At 72.2% G+C, this 14,786-nt stretch carries 15 protein-coding genes; 3 read left to right on the top strand and 12 right to left on the bottom strand.

The features are described 5' to 3' along the window. Positions 1 to 29 precede the first annotated feature (29 nt). The 7 genes from fbaA to AQJ11_RS16455 form a co-directional block, all read right to left on the bottom strand. Complete coding sequence (gene fbaA, locus AQJ11_RS16425) at positions 30 to 1,052, bottom strand: class II fructose-bisphosphate aldolase (RefSeq protein WP_059263559.1); 1,023 nt, start codon at positions 1,050 to 1,052, stop codon at positions 30 to 32. Between the two features lie 144 nt (positions 1,053 to 1,196). Further along, positions 1,197 to 1,769, bottom strand: coding sequence for an orotate phosphoribosyltransferase (gene pyrE / locus AQJ11_RS16430; protein ID WP_059263560.1), 573 nt, complete (start codon positions 1,767 to 1,769; stop codon positions 1,197 to 1,199). 10 nt (positions 1,770 to 1,779) lie between these two features. Beyond that, on the bottom strand, positions 1,780 to 2,568 hold the full coding sequence (locus AQJ11_RS16435) for an aldose epimerase family protein (protein ID WP_014673965.1): 789 nt from the start codon (positions 2,566 to 2,568) through the stop codon (positions 1,780 to 1,782). A gap of 58 nt (positions 2,569 to 2,626) precedes the next feature. Then, the gene (locus AQJ11_RS16440; protein WP_059263772.1) at positions 2,627 to 3,496 is read right to left on the bottom strand and encodes an SRPBCC family protein; all 870 of its coding nucleotides are present in this window, start codon (positions 3,494 to 3,496) and stop codon (positions 2,627 to 2,629) included. Positions 3,497 to 3,548: 52 nt separating this feature from the next. Continuing rightward, on the bottom strand, positions 3,549 to 5,171 hold the full coding sequence (locus AQJ11_RS16445) for a polyamine aminopropyltransferase (RefSeq protein WP_059263561.1): 1,623 nt from the start codon (positions 5,169 to 5,171) through the stop codon (positions 3,549 to 3,551). A gap of 79 nt (positions 5,172 to 5,250) precedes the next feature. Then, complete coding sequence (locus AQJ11_RS16450; protein WP_014673962.1) at positions 5,251 to 5,787, bottom strand: DUF2617 family protein; 537 nt, start codon at positions 5,785 to 5,787, stop codon at positions 5,251 to 5,253. Between the two features lie 332 nt (positions 5,788 to 6,119). Next, positions 6,120 to 6,488 carry a hypothetical protein gene (locus tag AQJ11_RS16455; RefSeq protein ID WP_059263562.1) on the bottom strand — a complete coding sequence of 123 codons (369 nt, stop codon included), beginning with the start codon at positions 6,486 to 6,488 and terminating at the stop codon, positions 6,120 to 6,122. 141 nt (positions 6,489 to 6,629) lie between these two features. On the opposite strand from AQJ11_RS16455, the gene AQJ11_RS16460 reads away from it, so the two are divergent. Beyond that, entirely contained in the window at positions 6,630 to 7,814 is a 1,185-nt protein-coding gene (locus tag AQJ11_RS16460; RefSeq protein WP_014673961.1) for a pyridoxal phosphate-dependent aminotransferase, read from the top strand. Positions 7,815 to 7,869: 55 nt separating this feature from the next. Here the strand turns inward: AQJ11_RS16460 and AQJ11_RS16465 are convergent, their stop codons facing one another. Together AQJ11_RS16465 and clpB are read right to left on the bottom strand one after the other, a co-directional pair. Beyond that, the gene (locus tag AQJ11_RS16465) at positions 7,870 to 8,400 is read right to left on the bottom strand and encodes a type III secretion system chaperone family protein (protein WP_015493304.1); all 531 of its coding nucleotides are present in this window, start codon (positions 8,398 to 8,400) and stop codon (positions 7,870 to 7,872) included. A 312-nt stretch (positions 8,401 to 8,712) separates the two neighbouring features. Further along, on the bottom strand, positions 8,713 to 11,310 hold the full coding sequence (gene clpB, locus AQJ11_RS16470; protein WP_014673959.1) for an ATP-dependent chaperone ClpB: 2,598 nt from the start codon (positions 11,308 to 11,310) through the stop codon (positions 8,713 to 8,715). 117 nt (positions 11,311 to 11,427) lie between these two features. Between clpB and AQJ11_RS16475 the strand changes: the two genes are divergently transcribed. Then, complete coding sequence (locus tag AQJ11_RS16475) at positions 11,428 to 11,841, top strand: pyridoxamine 5'-phosphate oxidase family protein (protein ID WP_014673958.1); 414 nt, start codon at positions 11,428 to 11,430, stop codon at positions 11,839 to 11,841. A gap of 157 nt (positions 11,842 to 11,998) precedes the next feature. On the opposite strand, the gene AQJ11_RS16480 is transcribed toward AQJ11_RS16475, so the two are convergent. After that, the gene (locus tag AQJ11_RS16480; protein WP_041665387.1) at positions 11,999 to 12,334 is read right to left on the bottom strand and encodes a Rieske (2Fe-2S) protein; all 336 of its coding nucleotides are present in this window, start codon (positions 12,332 to 12,334) and stop codon (positions 11,999 to 12,001) included. Between the two features lie 3 nt (positions 12,335 to 12,337). Next, positions 12,338 to 12,541, bottom strand: coding sequence for a hypothetical protein (locus AQJ11_RS16485; RefSeq protein WP_041665386.1), 204 nt, complete (start codon positions 12,539 to 12,541; stop codon positions 12,338 to 12,340). A 170-nt stretch (positions 12,542 to 12,711) separates the two neighbouring features. On the opposite strand from AQJ11_RS16485, the gene AQJ11_RS16490 reads away from it, so the two are divergent. Continuing rightward, positions 12,712 to 13,656: a helix-turn-helix transcriptional regulator gene (locus AQJ11_RS16490; protein WP_382568022.1), complete on the top strand. Its 945-nt coding sequence runs from the start codon at positions 12,712 to 12,714 to the stop codon at positions 13,654 to 13,656. Between the two features lie 19 nt (positions 13,657 to 13,675). Here the strand turns inward: AQJ11_RS16490 and AQJ11_RS16495 are convergent, their stop codons facing one another. Next, on the bottom strand, positions 13,676 to 14,719 hold the full coding sequence (locus tag AQJ11_RS16495; protein ID WP_051009710.1) for a helix-turn-helix transcriptional regulator: 1,044 nt from the start codon (positions 14,717 to 14,719) through the stop codon (positions 13,676 to 13,678). Positions 14,720 to 14,786: the final 67 nt, after the last annotated feature.

Raw genomic sequence — 14,786 nt, forward strand, 5'->3', positions numbered from 1 at the left:
CCGCCGGGCCCGCTGGAACGCCGCAGCGCTTACTTGATCTTGTTGCCCGCCGAGCGCAGGTTCTGCGTGGCCTGGACGACGCGCGCGGCCATGCCCGCCTCGGCCAGCTTGCCCCACGTGCGCGGGTCGTAGGCCTTCTTGTTGCCGACCTCGCCGTCGACCTTCAGGACGCCGTCGTAGTTCTGGAACATGTGGCCGGCGACCGGACGGGTGAAGGCGTACTGGGTGTCCGTGTCGAGGTTCATCTTCACCACGCCGTTCTCCAGCGCGGTCTGGATCTCCTGCTCGGTGGAGCCGGAGCCGCCGTGGAAGACGAAGTCGAACGGGGAGGCCTTGCCGAACCTGGCGGCGACGCCCTCGCTCAGCTCCTTCAGCAGCTCCGGGCGCAGCACGACGTTGCCCGGCTTGTACACGCCGTGCACGTTGCCGAAGGAGGCGGCCAGCAGGTAGCGGCCCTTCTCGCCCAGGCCCAGGGCCTCGGCGGTGCGGATCGCGTCGTCGACGGTGGTGTACAGCTCGTCGTTGATCTCGTGGGAGACGCCGTCCTCCTCGCCGCCGGTCGGGGTGATCTCCACCTCCAGGATGATCTTGGCGGCGTGGGCGCGCTCCAGCAGCTCCTGGGCGATGGAGAGGTTGTCGGCGAGGGTCTCGGCGGAGCCGTCCCACATGTGCGACTGGAACAGCGGGTTGCGGCCGGCCTTGACGCGCTCCTCGGAGATCGCGAGCAGCGGACGCACGTACCCGTCGAGCTTGTCCTTCGGGCAGTGGTCGGTGTGCAGGGCGATGTTGACCGGGTACTTCTCGGCGAGGACGTGCGCGAACTCGGCGAGGGCGACGGCGCCGGTCACCATGTCCTTGCTGTACTGCCCGCCGAGGAACTCGGCCCCGCCGGTCGAGATCTGGACGATGCCGTCGCTCTCCGCCTCCGCGAAGCCGCGCAGGGCCGCGTTCAGGGTCTGCGAGGAGGTCACGTTGATGGCCGGGTAGGCGAACTTGCCTGCCTTCGCCCGGTCGAGCATCTCGTTGTAGACCTCGGGGGTTGCGATGGGCATCCTGTCCGCTCCTTGTGTTGCGGGTTGGCGTTCTGCGTTACGGCCCTGACCTAGACCTGGGGTGCGACGTCATCGTCGGCCCCATCTTTCCAGACATGGAGTGCTGGGTCGGCGCCCCGGTCAAGTGCAGGTCAAACCGCCCGGTCAGTCCAGACCCAGTTCATCCTTCGAGAAGGCGAACCGGTACGGAACGCCCGCTCCGGCCTCGATCTTCTCGGCGGCGCCGGTCGCCCGGTCCACGATGGTCGCGACGGCGACGACCTCGGCACCGGCCTCGCGGACGGCCTCGACGGCGGTCAGCGGGGAACCGCCGGTGGTGGAGGTGTCCTCCACCACCAGGACCCGGCGGCCCGCGATGTCCGGGCCCTCGACGCGCCGCTGGAGCCCGTGCGCCTTGGCGGCCTTGCGGACGACGAACGCGTCGAGCTTGCGCCCGCGCGCGGCGGCGGCGTGCAGCATGGCGGCGGCGACCGGGTCGGCGCCCATGGTGAGCCCGCCGACCGCGTCGAACTCAAGGTCCGCGGTCAGGTCCAGCAGGACCTGACCGACCAGCGGCGCGGCCTCGCCGTCGAGGGTGACGCGGCGCAGGTCGACGTAGTAGTCGGCCTCCAGACCGGAGGAGAGGGTCACCCTGCCGTGCACCACGGCCTTGTCCTTGATCTGTTGCAGCAGCGCGCCGCGTGTGCCTGGCGGCATTACTTCGTTGACGTCCGTCATGCCGACCAGCTTAGAGCCGGCGCCAGCTCCAGGTCGTCCCGGCTTCCAGCGGGTCCAGCGGGGTGACCAGGCGCGGGAGGGTGTTCAGTCCGTTGGGCGGTCCGGTCTGCGGCTCCACGCAGACGGCCTCGGCCTGCTCGTCGTAGACCACCACCCACTCCTCCCGGCTCGCCACCTTCAGCTCCAGCTGCCCGGGCCAGGTGAGGGTGACGTCGACGCCGCCGGGCATGCCGAAGCAGTCGTCCCAGGGGCCCGGCCGCGCCTCGACGCGGTTGCCGGTGGGCAGGTGGTCGGCGCCGCGCTCCTCCTGCCAGGCGGGCTCGAAGTCCAGCCGGACGTCCTCGCCGCCGAGGTTGCGGTGGAACCACGGGTGCCAGCCGAGCTGCGCCGGGAAGGAGTCGTCGTACGTCTCCACGGACATCGTCAGCGTCAGGCCGTCCTCGGCGAGGGTGGCGATCTGGGTGACGCGGCCGGGGTGCGGCCAGGGGTCGGTCAGCTCGTACGTGATCACCGCCTCGTTCTCCGAGACGCGCGCGGTGCGCCAGGCGCCGTCGCGGGCGGTGCCGTGGATGGCGTGCGGCGGGGAGTTGAGCGGCATCTGGCGGACGGTGCCGCCGTCCAGGAAGCGGCCGTCCCGGATCCGGCCGCACCAGGGCACCATCGGGAAGCAGCCGTAGCGGTCCCCCTGCCTCAGCAGTTCCAGGGAGCCGATCTTGAGGCTGCTGATACGGCCGCCGTTGGCCGGGCTGACGCGTGCTTCCGCTTCGCCTGCGGTCAGCGTGATGTCTTCGTTACTCACGGGACGACAGTACTGGGGGGAGAACGGTGCCGACCGCGCCCTCGGGGGGTGCGTCCGCTCAGCGGCGTTTCCGCAGTGCCTTGCTCACGACGATCGCCGACGCCACGGCCAGTGCCGCCGCCGGTGCCGCCCAGCGCAGAGCCGAGGTCGCCGTGACCGTCTGCGGCGCCGGGACGGGGGCGTAGCGACCGCGCGGCGGAGCGTGGTCGACCTCCTCGGCGCTGCGGCCGATCATCGTGCGGCGGGCGTGCGCGGCCTCGGCGGGGGGTTCGCCGGTCTCGGCGAAGTCGCCGGAGGGGCGGTCGGTGGAGGCGGTGACGATCCCGGTGTCGGTGTCGGTGTCGGTGTCGGTGTCGGTGTCGGCGTCCGCGTCCGTGCCGGTGTCCGTGTCGAGGTCTTCGTCCGCGTCCGGGGCCAGGGCGGACGGGGGGACCTCGGTGTCGAAGACGGAGGTGTGGGGGGCGCCGGCGGGGGGCTTAGGCCGAGCGCCCGCGTCGGCGTCCGCACCGGCACCGGCGGCCAGCGACTCCAGGAACCGGCCCAGCAGCCGGGTCGCCGCCGCGGCCACCGTCTCCGCCGGCAGTTCCGAGATCCGGCCGGTCGCGTCCGCCGTGCCCTCGGCCGTGACCGTGCAGCCGCCCTCGGCCTCCGCGAGGCGCAGGGTCAGGGCGAGCTTGACCGCGCCGGTGCCGCGCGCCTCGGCGGCGTCGCCCACGACGGCGTACGTGCCGTCCTCGCGGGCGGTCACCCGGGCCGTGCCGCGGTAGGTGACGGAGTGTCCGCCGACCCGCAGCTTGAGCCGGCCGGTGATCGGTTCGGCACCGGCGTCCTGTTGCAGGCCGGGAACGGCCCGGGCCACGCGTGTCTGGTCGGCCAGTGCCGCGCCGATCCGCGCGGCGGGGGCCGGGACGAAGACCTGGTGCTCCATGTCCGTGGAGCCTACCCAGTTGTCGCCGGAACTCACCCGGCCGTGCGGCCGCTCAGTACCTCGGATGCACCAGTGTCGACACCGGCACCCCGGACACCCGCGTCCGTTCCGCCGCCCGCGCGTCCGCCGTCAGCCCGGCCTGCGTCAAGGTCCCCGCGCGCCCGCGGCCCACGCGCAGAGCGGGCGCGGCGTCCCCGCGCGCCGCCAGCAGGAACCCCCAGTCGTGTGGCGCCCGGGACGCCTCGGGTCCGGCCGCGCAGGCGGAGCCGTGGCCGGGCACCCGGTAGGGCGAGACGGCGAAACCGGCGGCGCGCAGGGTGGCGGCGACGGTCCAGAAGGCGCGGGGCCGGGCGGCGACCGGCCCCGCGTGCACCACCAGGCGGCCGCCCGGGGCCAGGACGCGGCGGGCCAGGCCGTAGAACTCCTGGGAGTACAGCTTGGCGCCCGCGGTGATCCCGGGGTCGGGCAGGTCGCTGATCACGACGTCGTACGCCGGTCCGCGCGCCTCCCGCAGCCAGGTGAGCGCGTCGGCCGTGGTCACCCGCACGCGCGGGTCGGCGAGCGCGTGCCCGTTGAGGGCGGACAGGCCGGGGTCGCGGCGGGCCAGCCGTACCAGGCCGGGGTCGAGTTCGACGATGTCCAGGCGGCGCACCCCGGGGTGGCGCAGCACCTCGCGGGCGGCCAGGCCGTCGCCGCCGCCGAGGATCAGCACGCGCGTGTGCGGGCCGGTCAGGGCCGGCCGGACCAGGGCCTCGTGGTAGCGGTGCTCGTCCCGGCCGCCGACCCGGAGGCGGCCGTCGAGGAAGAGGTCGAGGGGTTCGCCGTGGGTGCCGCCGGCGAGGACGACCTCCTGCACGCCGGTCTGCACGGCCACCCGGACGTCCGGGCCGTAGACGGCGCGCCGGGCGGCCCGTTCGAAGTCGCCGGCGAGGGCGGCGGCGCAGGCGAGGACGCCGAGGACGATGAGCCCGGCGAGGAGCAGGGTCCAGCGGGCGCGGCGGGTGAGGTCGCGGCGGAAGAGGCCGAGGACCAGGGCGCCGCCCGCGACGACGTTGACCGTCCCCGTCAGCAGGGCGCCCGTCAACTGGCCGAGGAACGGCAGCAGGAGGAACGGGAAGGCGAGTCCGCCGACCAGCGCGCCCACGTAGTCCGCGGCGAACAGGTCGGCCACCGCGCCGCCCGCGTCCTGCCGGCGGATGCGCTGGATCAGCTCCATCAGCAGCGGGACCTCGGCGCCGATGAGCAGGCCGATGGCGAGCGAGAAGGCGACCAGGAGGCAGCGCGGCCCGTCGGCCCACATCCCGCCCCAGCCGGCGGTCCAGGCGAAGACGGCGTACAGGGCCATGGCGCTGCACCCGCCGATCAGCGCGAGGGCCGACTCGACCGCGCCGAATCCGGCCGCCGCGTGGCAGCGCAGCCGCTTGGCGCCGAGCGAGCCGATGCCCATCGCGAACACCATCACGGAGAGCACCACGGAGGCCTGGGTGACCGGGTCGCCCATCAAGTACGAGGCGAAGGCGACGAGTTCGAGTTCGTACACGAGTCCGCAGGCCGCGCAGACGAAGACGCACACGAGGACCAGGAACCGCCCGGTGCCGGGCCGGACGGGCAGCCGGGCGGGGCCTGTCCAGGAGGGCGGGGCGCCCGGGGGCGCGGGGGCGTGCGGTTCGATCACGCTGCGACGTTACGTCACTCGCCGGGCACGCTTCGTCACCCACACGTGTGGATCTGGGGGCGGTTGACGCAGTGCGGGTTTATGTCGCCGCGGGGTGCCGGGCCGCCGTCCGCTTCCGTGCCCCGACCCGAGTCCGGGTGGCCACCAGCTGGCCGTCCTGCGGGTAGGCGTGCCAGGTGCGCCAGTGCACCTGGCCCTCCTGGTGCTGGGCCAGCATCGCGGTGAAGGCGTGCGGGCTGCCCGGGAAGACTCCGGCGAGGCCGTGCGGGTGGTCGGAGACGAGGGCCAGCAGCTCCTGGGCGCGGCCCGCGAACGAGCCGGGCGTGAGCACCTCCACGCGGGCGGCGAACTCGTACTCCCAGTCGCCGACGCGCTTGGCGACGCCCAGCGGCAGCGGGGTGCTGGAGCCGGGGATACAGGCGACCGTCTCCGAGCAGCGGCCTCGCTCTTCCTCCAGGAGTACCTGGTGGGACGCGCCGAGCAGCCTCAACTGTAGTTTCGCGCCGGTGAGTTCGAGATCGAGGGTGGCCAGGGCGGGCAGCGGCTCGCGTCCCAGGGCCCAGGCGAGATCCGCAGCGCGCGTATCGGTGTAGGTGGTGTTCAGGGTCGTGAGCATGGATCGGCTCCGCTAACACGCAAGGAGGGGGAGATCGGCCATGTCAGCCCAGCCGGCCCGGCCGGGGTGGGGAGCCTGGGGGACGTCCGAGGGGCTGCGTTGGCGATTTAGAGGGAATCATGAACAGTGGCGCCGCCACAGCGTTTTTACCCAACTTCGTGGGCTTTCCATCCCTCAGAGGGCTCCACAGCTCAACTGTTCAACCCCGGCGTACGCCGGGCGCGGGGAACGGACGCGGCCGGGCGCCCGCCGGGAGGTCTCCCCCGACGGCCGCCCGGCCGTGTGCGACCCGGATGCGGATCCCCCCGTTCCGGAAGCTCGGCTGCCCCGTGTCAGCCGCCTCCGCCGCATCCGCCCCCGCCGCCGCACGACGAACCCCCGCCGCAGGACGAGCCCCCACCGCACGACGAACCCCCGCCGCACGAGGAGTTGCCCCCGCAGGAGTGACCCCCGTGTCCCCCGTGCCCGCCGTGACCCCCGTGCCCGCCGGACGAGCCGGAGTCGCCGCCGCCGGCCCACCAGCTGTTGTCGCCCCCGCTGCCCGCGTAGGCCGCCGACGACGACGCCGAACCGCGGTACGCGCGGTTCCGCCGGCCGCCCTTGCCGAGCCGCACTCCGACGCGCCGGTTGCGGCGGTTGCGGCCCGCCGCCGCCGCGATGACCAGAACCACGGCCACCGCCAGGATGATGCCGACGGTCATGGCGCCACCCTCCTTCCGTTCCCCCGAAGCGGCCCCCCGTGGGCGCCTCGCCGTTACCGCGTCCTACCGCGGTGACCGGGGGATGCCCGGCCGCGCCGGAGCGCAAAGCAGAGTTGAGGAACTCCAGAGCTTGAGCGCAGGATGACCGGCATGACCTCCAGCGCACGCCCCCACCTGAACCGCCGGCTCGCCGCTTTCGGGACGACGATCTTCGCCGAGATGTCGGCGCTCGCCGTGGCGACCGGGTCGATCAACCTGGGCCAGGGCTTCCCCGACACCGACGGCCCCGAGGAGATCCGGGAGGCCGCCGTGCGCGCGCTGCGCGACGGCCGCGGCAACCAGTACCCGCCCGGCCCCGGCGTCCCCGAGCTGCGTACCGCGATCGCCGCGCACCAGCAGCGCCGCTACGGCCTGTCCTACGACCCCGACACCGAGGTGCTGGTCACGGCGGGCGCGACCGAGGCCATCGCCGCCGCGCTGCTGGCGCTGGTCGAGCCGGGGGACGAGGTGGTGGCACTGGAGCCGTACTACGACTCGTACGCGGCGAGCATCGCGATGGCGGGCGGCACCCGGGTGCCGGTCACCCTGCGCCCGCACGAGGGCAGCTTCCGGCTGGACCTGGACGAGCTGCGCGCGGCGGTCACCGACCGCACCCGGCTGCTGCTGATCAACACCCCGCACAACCCCACCGGCACCGTCCTCACGCGCGCGGAGCTGGCCGCCGTCGCCGAGCTGGCGGTGGAGCGCGATCTGCTGGTGGTGACCGACGAGGTCTACGAGCACCTGGTCTTCGACGGCGCCGAACACCTGCCGCTGGCCGGGTTCCCCGGGATGCGGGAGCGGACGGTCGCCATCGGTTCGGCCGGCAAGACCTTCTCGTTCACCGGCTGGAAGGTCGGCTGGGTGACGGCCGCGCCGGAGCTGGTCAGCGCGGTCCGCGCGGTGAAGCAGTTCCTGACGTACGTCTCCTCGGGCCCCTTCCAGTACGCGGTGGCCGAGGCCCTCGCCCTGCCCGACTCCTACTTCGAGGAGTTCCGCCGGGGCATGCTGGCGCGCCGGGAGATCCTGGCGGAGGGGCTGACGGCGGCGGGCTTCGAGGTGTTCCGGCCGGCCGGGACGTACTTCATCACCACCGACATCCGGCCCCTGGGCGAGAAGGACGGCTTCGCCTTCTGCCGCGCGCTGCCGGAGCGGGCGGGCGTCGTGGCCATCCCGAACGCGGTCTTCTACGACGACCGGGAGGCCGGGGCGCCGTTCGTGCGGTTCGCCTTCTGCAAGCGGGAGGACGTCCTGCGCGAGGCGGCGGAGCGGCTGCGGCGCATGTGAGCGCGCGGATTTCCGGTCCGGGGGCGCGAAGGCCCCCGGACCGGCCGGGTCCGGGTTACTCCCCGTCGTCCTCGGGCTGCTCGGAGTCGTTGACCTCCTGCTCCAGGCCGAGCTGCTCGACCAGCCACTTGTCGAACTCGATCGCGGCCCGCACCCAGCTGACCGTGGAGGAGACGAAGTGGTTGATGTCGACGCCCGTGCCGATCAGCATCTGGGCCTCGCCGATCAGACGGACGGTGCCGTCGTCGTGGGTGTGGGTGTACACCTTGGGCCACAGGGTGCGGCGGTTCCAGTCGTCGATCGACTCCAGCAGCTGCGGCTTCTCGTCGATCTTGTGGGGGCGGTCGTAGAAGGTCCGCACCGAGAAGATCGCCTGTTCGGCCTCTCCCCGGAACATGAAGTAAGTGCGGAACTGCTCCCACGGCGCGGCGAGGTCACCCTCCTCGTCGACGACGTACTTCAGCTCCATCTGGTCGAGAAGCTGCTTCACCAGGTCCTGATCCGGGAGGACGGGGCCCGCCGGTCCTTGGGGCTGCGGTTCGGGCTGGCCCCCGAAGTTCGGAATCGAGGACGGGTCGATGCTCACCGTGATTTTCCCTTCATGCGGATGCCGCCATCCTCCCCCAGGAGGGGCGGGGGATGGCAACCCCGTGCCGCCTGTCAGCCGAGGGCGGAAAGGGAGCCGGCGGGGCCGGGGCGGGTGATGATGCGGTCATGCGCATACCCGGAGCGGTGCGAGCGGCCCTGTGGGTCCTGTGGTGGGGCTGCCTGGCCTTCCCGGTGTGGTTCCTCTGGTCCCTGTACGACGCCATGAGCGGCGTCTGAGCGGCCCGCACGACGGCGGCCCCTCGTCCCGGCGCAGGGCCGGGACGAGGGGCCGTGGTGGGGCCGCGTGCGGCTACAGGGTCTTCTCCGTCGCGGGGCCGACCAGCAGGCCCTCGCCGAAGCGGTCCACGCGGACCGTGTCGCCGTCCTTGACCTCGCCGGACAGGATCTCCTTGGCGAGCCGGTCGCCGATGGCGCTCTGCACCAGCCGGCGCAGCGGCCGGGCGCCGTAGGCCGGGTCCAGGCCCTCCTCCGCCAGCCAGGCCAGCGCCTGCGGGGTGACGTCCAGGGTGAGCTGCCGCTCGGCCAGCCGCTGGGCCAGCCGGTCGATCTGGAGCGCCGCGATCCGCTCCAGCTCGGGCTTGGTGAGCGCCGAGAAGACCACGAGGTCGTCCAGCCGGTTGAGGAACTCCGGCTTGAAGGAGGCCCGGACGGTCTCCAGCACCTGCTCCTTCTTCTGCTCCTCGGTGGTCAGCGGGTCCATCAGGAAGTGGCTGCCCAGGTTGGAGGTGAGGACCAGGATGGTGTTGCGGAAGTCGACCGTACGGCCCTGACCGTCCGTCAGCCGTCCGTCGTCCAGCACCTGGAGCAGGATGTCGAAGACCTCCGGGTGGGCCTTCTCCACCTCGTCCAGCAGGATCACGCTGTACGGGCGCCGGCGCACGGCCTCGGTGAGCTGGCCGCCCTCCTCGTAGCCGACGTACCCGGGGGGCGCGCCGACCAGCCGGGCCACGCTGTGCTTCTCGCCGTACTCCGACATGTCGATGCGGATCATGGCCCGCTCGTCGTCGAAGAGGAAGTCCGCCAGCGCCTTGGCCAGTTCGGTCTTGCCGACACCGGTCGGGCCGAGGAAGAGGAAGGACCCGGTGGGCCGGTCGGGGTCGGCGATACCGGCCCGCGAGCGGCGTACGGCGTCCGACACGGCCCGTACGGCCTCGCCCTGGCCGATGAGCCGCTTGCCGATCTCCTCCTCCATGCGCAGCAGCTTCTGGGTCTCGCCCTCCAGCAGGCGCCCGGCGGGGATGCCGGTCCAGGCGGCGACGACGTCGGCGATGTCGTCGGAGCCGACCTCCTCCTTGACCATGGTGTCCGTGGCGACCTCCTCCTCGGCGGCGGAGGCGGCCTCCAGCTCCTTCTCCAGCTGCGGGATCTCGCCGTACAGCAGCTTGGCCGCGGTGTCGAAGTCGCCGTCGCGCTGGGCCCGTTCGGCCTGTCCGCGCAGGTCGTCCAGGCGCTCCTTGAGCTCGCCGACCCGGTTGAGGGACTGCTTCTCCTTCTCCCAGCGGGCGGTCAGGCCGCGCAGCTCCTCCTCCTTGTCGGCGAGGTCGCGGCGCAGCTTCTCCAGACGGGCGACGGAGGCCGGGTCGGTCTCCTTGCTGAGGGCCAGCTCCTCCATCCGCAGCCGGTCGACGGAGCGCTGGAGCTCGTCGATCTCCACGGGCGAGGAGTCGATCTCCATGCGCAGCCGGGAGGCCGCCTCGTCGACGAGGTCGATGGCCTTGTCCGGCAGGAAGCGGGAGGTGATGTACCGGTCGGACAGGGTCGCGGCGGCCACCAGCGCGGAGTCGTTGATCTGCACCTTGTGGTGGGCCTCGTAGCGCCCCTTGAGCCCGCGCAGGATCGCGATGGTGTCCTCGACGCTCGGCTCGCCGACGAAGACCTGCTGGAAGCGGCGCTCCAGCGCCGGGTCCTTCTCGATCCGCTCCCGGTACTCGTCCAGCGTGGTCGCGCCGATCATGCGCAGCTCACCGCGCGCGAGCATCGGCTTCAGCATGTTGCCCGCGTCCATGGCGGAGTCGCCGCCGGCACCGGCGCCCACGACGGTGTGCAGCTCGTCGATGAAGGTGATGATCTGCCCGTCGGACTCCTTGATCTCCGACAGGACGGCCTTGAGGCGCTCCTCGAACTCGCCGCGGTACTTGGCGCCGGCCACCATCGCGCCGAGGTCTAGCGCGACCAGCCGCTTGTCCTTCAGCGACTCGGGCACGTCGCCCTTGACGATCCGCTGGGCGAGCCCCTCGACGACGGCGGTCTTGCCGACGCCCGGCTCACCGATGAGGACGGGGTTGTTCTTCGTACGGCGGCTCAGCACCTGCACGACCCGCCGGATCTCCTGGTCCCGCCCGATGACCGGGTCGAGCCGGCCCTCGCGGGCGGCGGCGGTGAAGTCGGTGCCGAACTTCTCCAGGGCCTTGTACTGGCCCTCCGGGTCGGCGGTGGTCACGCGGCGTCCTCCCCTGGCCTTCTGGAAGGCCTCCTGAAGTTTCTTCGCATCGGCGCCCTGCTCCTTGAGCACGTCCCCGGCGGCGCCGCCCTTCGCGGCGATGCCGATGAGCATGTGCTCGGTGGACAGGTACTCGTCGCCGAGCGCCTTGGCGCGCTCGGTGGCCTCCGCGATCACGGCGAGCAGCTCGCGGTTCGGCTGCGGAGGCGCGACGGTGGACCCGGTCACGCTGGGCAGACCGGCGAGGATGCGCTCCGCGCCGGAGCGTACGGCGACCTGGTCGGCCTCGACGGCCGCGAGCAGGTCGGTGATGTTCTCGTTGTCCTGCCCCTGGAGCAGAGCCAGCAGCAGGTGAGCGGGGGTGAGATCCGGGTGCCCCTCGGTGAGGGCACGATTGCTCGCCGCGTTGATCGCGTCCCGGCTCCTGTTGGTCAGCTCGGCGTCCACGTGTGCGTTCTCCTCCTACCCGACGGTCCTGCCTCAACCAACGTACACAAACTTGAGTCTATTCCACTCAAGGCGGGCCGCGCACGGGTCCCGGCGGTGTCGGTTAGGTTGCACGGCATGGCCTCGTACTCCCAGGATCCGGCTGCCCCGGACGAGCCGTACCTCGCCTTCTGGCGCGAACGGCATCTGTGCACCCTGACGACCCTGCGCCCCGACGGCAGCCCGCACGTGGTGCCGGTGGGGGTGACCTACGACGCCCCGGCGCGGCTGGCCCGGGTGATCACCAACAGGACCAGCACGAAGGTGGCCCATGTGCGCGCGGCCGGGGCCGAGGGGGCGCGGGTGGCGGTGTGCCAGGTGGACGGCCGGCGCTGGGCGACGCTGGAGGGGCGGGCGCGGGTGCGCGCCGAGCCGGAGCGGGTCGCGGAGGCGGAGCGGCGGTACGCGGAGCGGTACGAGCGGACGCCCTCGCCGAACCCGTCCCGGGTGGTGATCGAGATCGAGGTGGAGCGGGTACTGGGGCGCGGCTGACGAGCACGGCCGGCGCCCGGCGGTTTCCGGCCACCGTGGAGTACCCCCATACCCCGAAATGTCGCCGCAAACTGCAGCGGCGTCACCGTGTTCAGGTCACGGTGACGCCGCTGCGGGGGGAAGCACCTGAGCGATCTGTTACGACGGGGGAATCGCGTCAGGCACTGCGGGGGGTGGCCGAGATGGTTCGTACGTCGGACGGCGCCGGCTCGGACAGCCGGTGGTCCCGCCGGTCCAGGTTCACAAAGATCATTCCGTACCGGATGGCACAGCGCACCGGCTGGGGCGCGCCACGCGGCTTGCGCAGGCACCGGTACGCCCGCACATCCCCGTCCTCGTCCCGCGTGACGACGACCGGCTCACCGAACACGGTGACCATCAGCGAGTCACCACTGTGCGGGATGGCCGTGACCAGGTCGATGAAGTGCCAGCCGGAGCGGTAGGCGGTGGCCATTTCGCGACGGAAGGACCGGTCGTCGGGTGGAGTAGTCATCAGTCAGCCCCAGGTGGTGTCGTCCACACCATCGGAATGAGCCGTCCCGGTGCTGCCGTCACTCATGGCGACTGTCCGGGGAGCCACTCCCCAGGTCGTATCGCCCGCGGCGTCACGCTTCGCACCGGAGAGGCCACTCAGCGCGCCAATGGCCACAACGGTGGAGAAGGCGACGGCAAGCATCGACCGAAGCAATTTGTTGCGCATATTCGGCTTCGTCCTCACTTGAAGGTCCCCTCTTCCCCCGTCGAACAAGACGATGTCTCATTTGGGCACGTCATGGCCACACGATCGGTGCATCATGTTCCTGCATGTTCAGGACCCTGGGGGGTGGAGATTTGCCAACAAATCGGACCAAAGCGTCACATCCCCATGCCATGACCGAACTCTGCGAGGAGGCTAGCGGCCTTTACGCCAAGGCGCTGCGCGTGGGGCGGATAGCCCGCGCGGAGGCGGAAGCCGCCCCCTGCCTCATGGAGTTCGCCCTCCTGCAACCGGATCCGGACGACGCGAACTGGCTGCGCCCCACCCCACCGTCGGTCGCCCTGGCCCAGCGGCTCAATCCGATCGAGCGCGAGATCTCCGACCGCAGGCGGCTGTCCATCGAACTGGCCGAGGTCTTCGAACCGTTCATGGCGCTCAGCGCCCAGGACACCACCTCCACCCACGCCATCTCGGTGCTGGAGGGCCTGGACCGCATCAACGCCGCCCTCGACCTGGCGACGGCCGAGTGCCGCTCCGAGGTGCTCACCGTGCAGCCGACCAGCCGCCGGCTGGAACACACCCTCCTCCAGGGCCTGGAACGCGACCGCCCCCTCCTCGAACGCGGCGTGCGCATCCGGACCCTGTACCAGCACACCGCCCGCTACAGCCCCGAGACCCTCGGGTACGTGGCCCAGTTCTCCGTCGGGAAGGTGGAGTACCGCACCATCGACGAACTGGTGGAGCGGCTCATCATCTGCGACGAGACCGTCGCCTTCATCCCCGTGCGCGACGACCGCCAGGTCGCCCTGGAGCTGCGCCACCCCGGCCTGGTGCGCTACCTGATCAAGGTGTTCGAGTTCATGTGGGCCCGCGCCGTGCCGCTGAGCACCGGCGCCCCCTACGAGACGGCCCCGGACGGCATCACGGACATCCAGCACTCCATCGCCAAGCTCCTGGTCGAGGGCCATGTCGACGAGGCCATCGCCCGCCGTCTCGGCATGAACGTGCGCACCTGCCGGGCCCACATCGCCAAGCTGGCCCAGGCCCTCGGCAGCGGCAGCCGCGCGCAGCTCGGCTACCTCATCGCCCAGTCCGGCATCCTCGACCGGGAGCACTGAGGCGCGGTCCCGCCAGGGCTCAGCACACGGCCGGGGGTTCCTGCTCCGGACCGGCGAGGGCGGTGGTCGGCAGGGGCGGGCGGTGCCCGTCCAGACCGACCTGGGCGATGCGGACACCGAGTTGGGTACGGCTGGCCGCGCCCAGGGTCTCCGACAGACGGGCGATGTGGGCCCGGCAGGTGCGCACGCTGATGCCCAGGCGTTCGGCGATGACCGCGTCCTGGTGGCCCTCGGCGAGCAGCGCGGCGATGGACTGCTCGCGGTGCGAGATGCCCTCGATGCCGGTGTCGGGGAGCGGGGCCGTGAGCGGGATCGCCAGGCGCCACAGCCGTTCGAAGATCGTCACCAGGTAGGCGATGAGGGCCGGGTGGCGCAGCTCCAGGGCCATCGTGCGGTCGGTGTTGGCGGGGATGAACGCCACCGTGCGGTCGAAGAGGATGAGCCGGTCGATGACCTCGTCCAGGGTGCGCGCCTCCACCGCGTCGCCCATCAGCTCAAGGTAGTTCAGCAGGCCCTGGCCGTGCCGGGCCACATGCGTGTACAGGTCCCGCATCCGCACGCCCCGGCCGCGCAGCGCCAGCGCCCGGTGCAGGCCCTCGGAGAGCTCCGCCTCCCGCCGGATGCCGCCGGGCTGCACCGTGAGCACCTCGGTGGTGCACGCCTCGGTCGCCTCGTCCATCGCGGCCTGGATGCGGGAGAGCCCGTCCAGGACCCGGATGGCGCTGCCCTCGGCCGGCGCCGCCAGCGCGTTCAGCTGCCTTCCCAGGCCCGCGTACCACTCGAACGCGGCCACCGCCGAGCCCATCCGCCGCTGGCTCGCGCTGACCTCGTCGTAGACCCCGCGCAGCAGCCGGGTCATGACCTCCTGCGGGGAGGTCGGCACCAGCCAGTCCATGTCGTCCGGGTCGGGGTGCAGCAGGGCGAGCTCCAGCAGGCAGGGCACCGGTTCGGCGTCCGTGCGCGGCACCCGCCCCCGGCGCACGGCACGCGAGTACACCCGATCCCCGGCTGCGCACAGCCGGTCGGCACCGTGAGGATGCTCCTCCGCCCCGTGCCCGGCCATCGCCCATTCCACCCCCGGTGTGCTGCCACTTCCGTGGCGCAACTATGCGCGGCGCCGAACCGGGTCC

It is taken from the genome of Streptomyces corchorusii (assembly GCF_001514055.1).
GTDB classification, from domain to species: Bacteria; Actinomycetota; Actinomycetes; order Streptomycetales; family Streptomycetaceae; genus Streptomyces; species Streptomyces olivaceoviridis.

What these genes read in the sequence shown, in the direction of transcription:
- fbaA (WP_059263559.1), bottom strand. Translation starts at nt 1,052, where the DNA reads ATGCCCATCGCAACCCCCGAGGTCTACAACGAGATGCTCGACCGGGCG.
- pyrE (WP_059263560.1), bottom strand. Translation starts at nt 1,769, where the DNA reads ATGACGGACGTCAACGAAGTAATGCCGCCAGGCACACGCGGCGCGCTG.
- AQJ11_RS16440 (WP_059263772.1), bottom strand. Translation starts at nt 3,496, where the DNA reads ATGGAGCACCAGGTCTTCGTCCCGGCCCCCGCCGCGCGGATCGGCGCG.
- AQJ11_RS16450 (WP_014673962.1), bottom strand. Translation starts at nt 5,787, where the DNA reads ATGCTCACGACCCTGAACACCACCTACACCGATACGCGCGCTGCGGAT.
- AQJ11_RS16455 (WP_059263562.1), bottom strand. Translation starts at nt 6,488, where the DNA reads ATGACCGTCGGCATCATCCTGGCGGTGGCCGTGGTTCTGGTCATCGCG.
- AQJ11_RS16460 (WP_014673961.1), top strand. Translation starts at nt 6,630, where the DNA reads ATGACCGGCATGACCTCCAGCGCACGCCCCCACCTGAACCGCCGGCTC.
- AQJ11_RS16475 (WP_014673958.1), top strand. Translation starts at nt 11,428, where the DNA reads ATGGCCTCGTACTCCCAGGATCCGGCTGCCCCGGACGAGCCGTACCTC.
- AQJ11_RS16480 (WP_041665387.1), bottom strand. Translation starts at nt 12,334, where the DNA reads ATGACTACTCCACCCGACGACCGGTCCTTCCGTCGCGAAATGGCCACC.
- AQJ11_RS16485 (WP_041665386.1), bottom strand. Translation starts at nt 12,541, where the DNA reads ATGCGCAACAAATTGCTTCGGTCGATGCTTGCCGTCGCCTTCTCCACC.
- AQJ11_RS16490 (WP_382568022.1), top strand. Translation starts at nt 12,712, where the DNA reads ATGACCGAACTCTGCGAGGAGGCTAGCGGCCTTTACGCCAAGGCGCTG.
- AQJ11_RS16495 (WP_051009710.1), bottom strand. Translation starts at nt 14,719, where the DNA reads ATGGCCGGGCACGGGGCGGAGGAGCATCCTCACGGTGCCGACCGGCTG.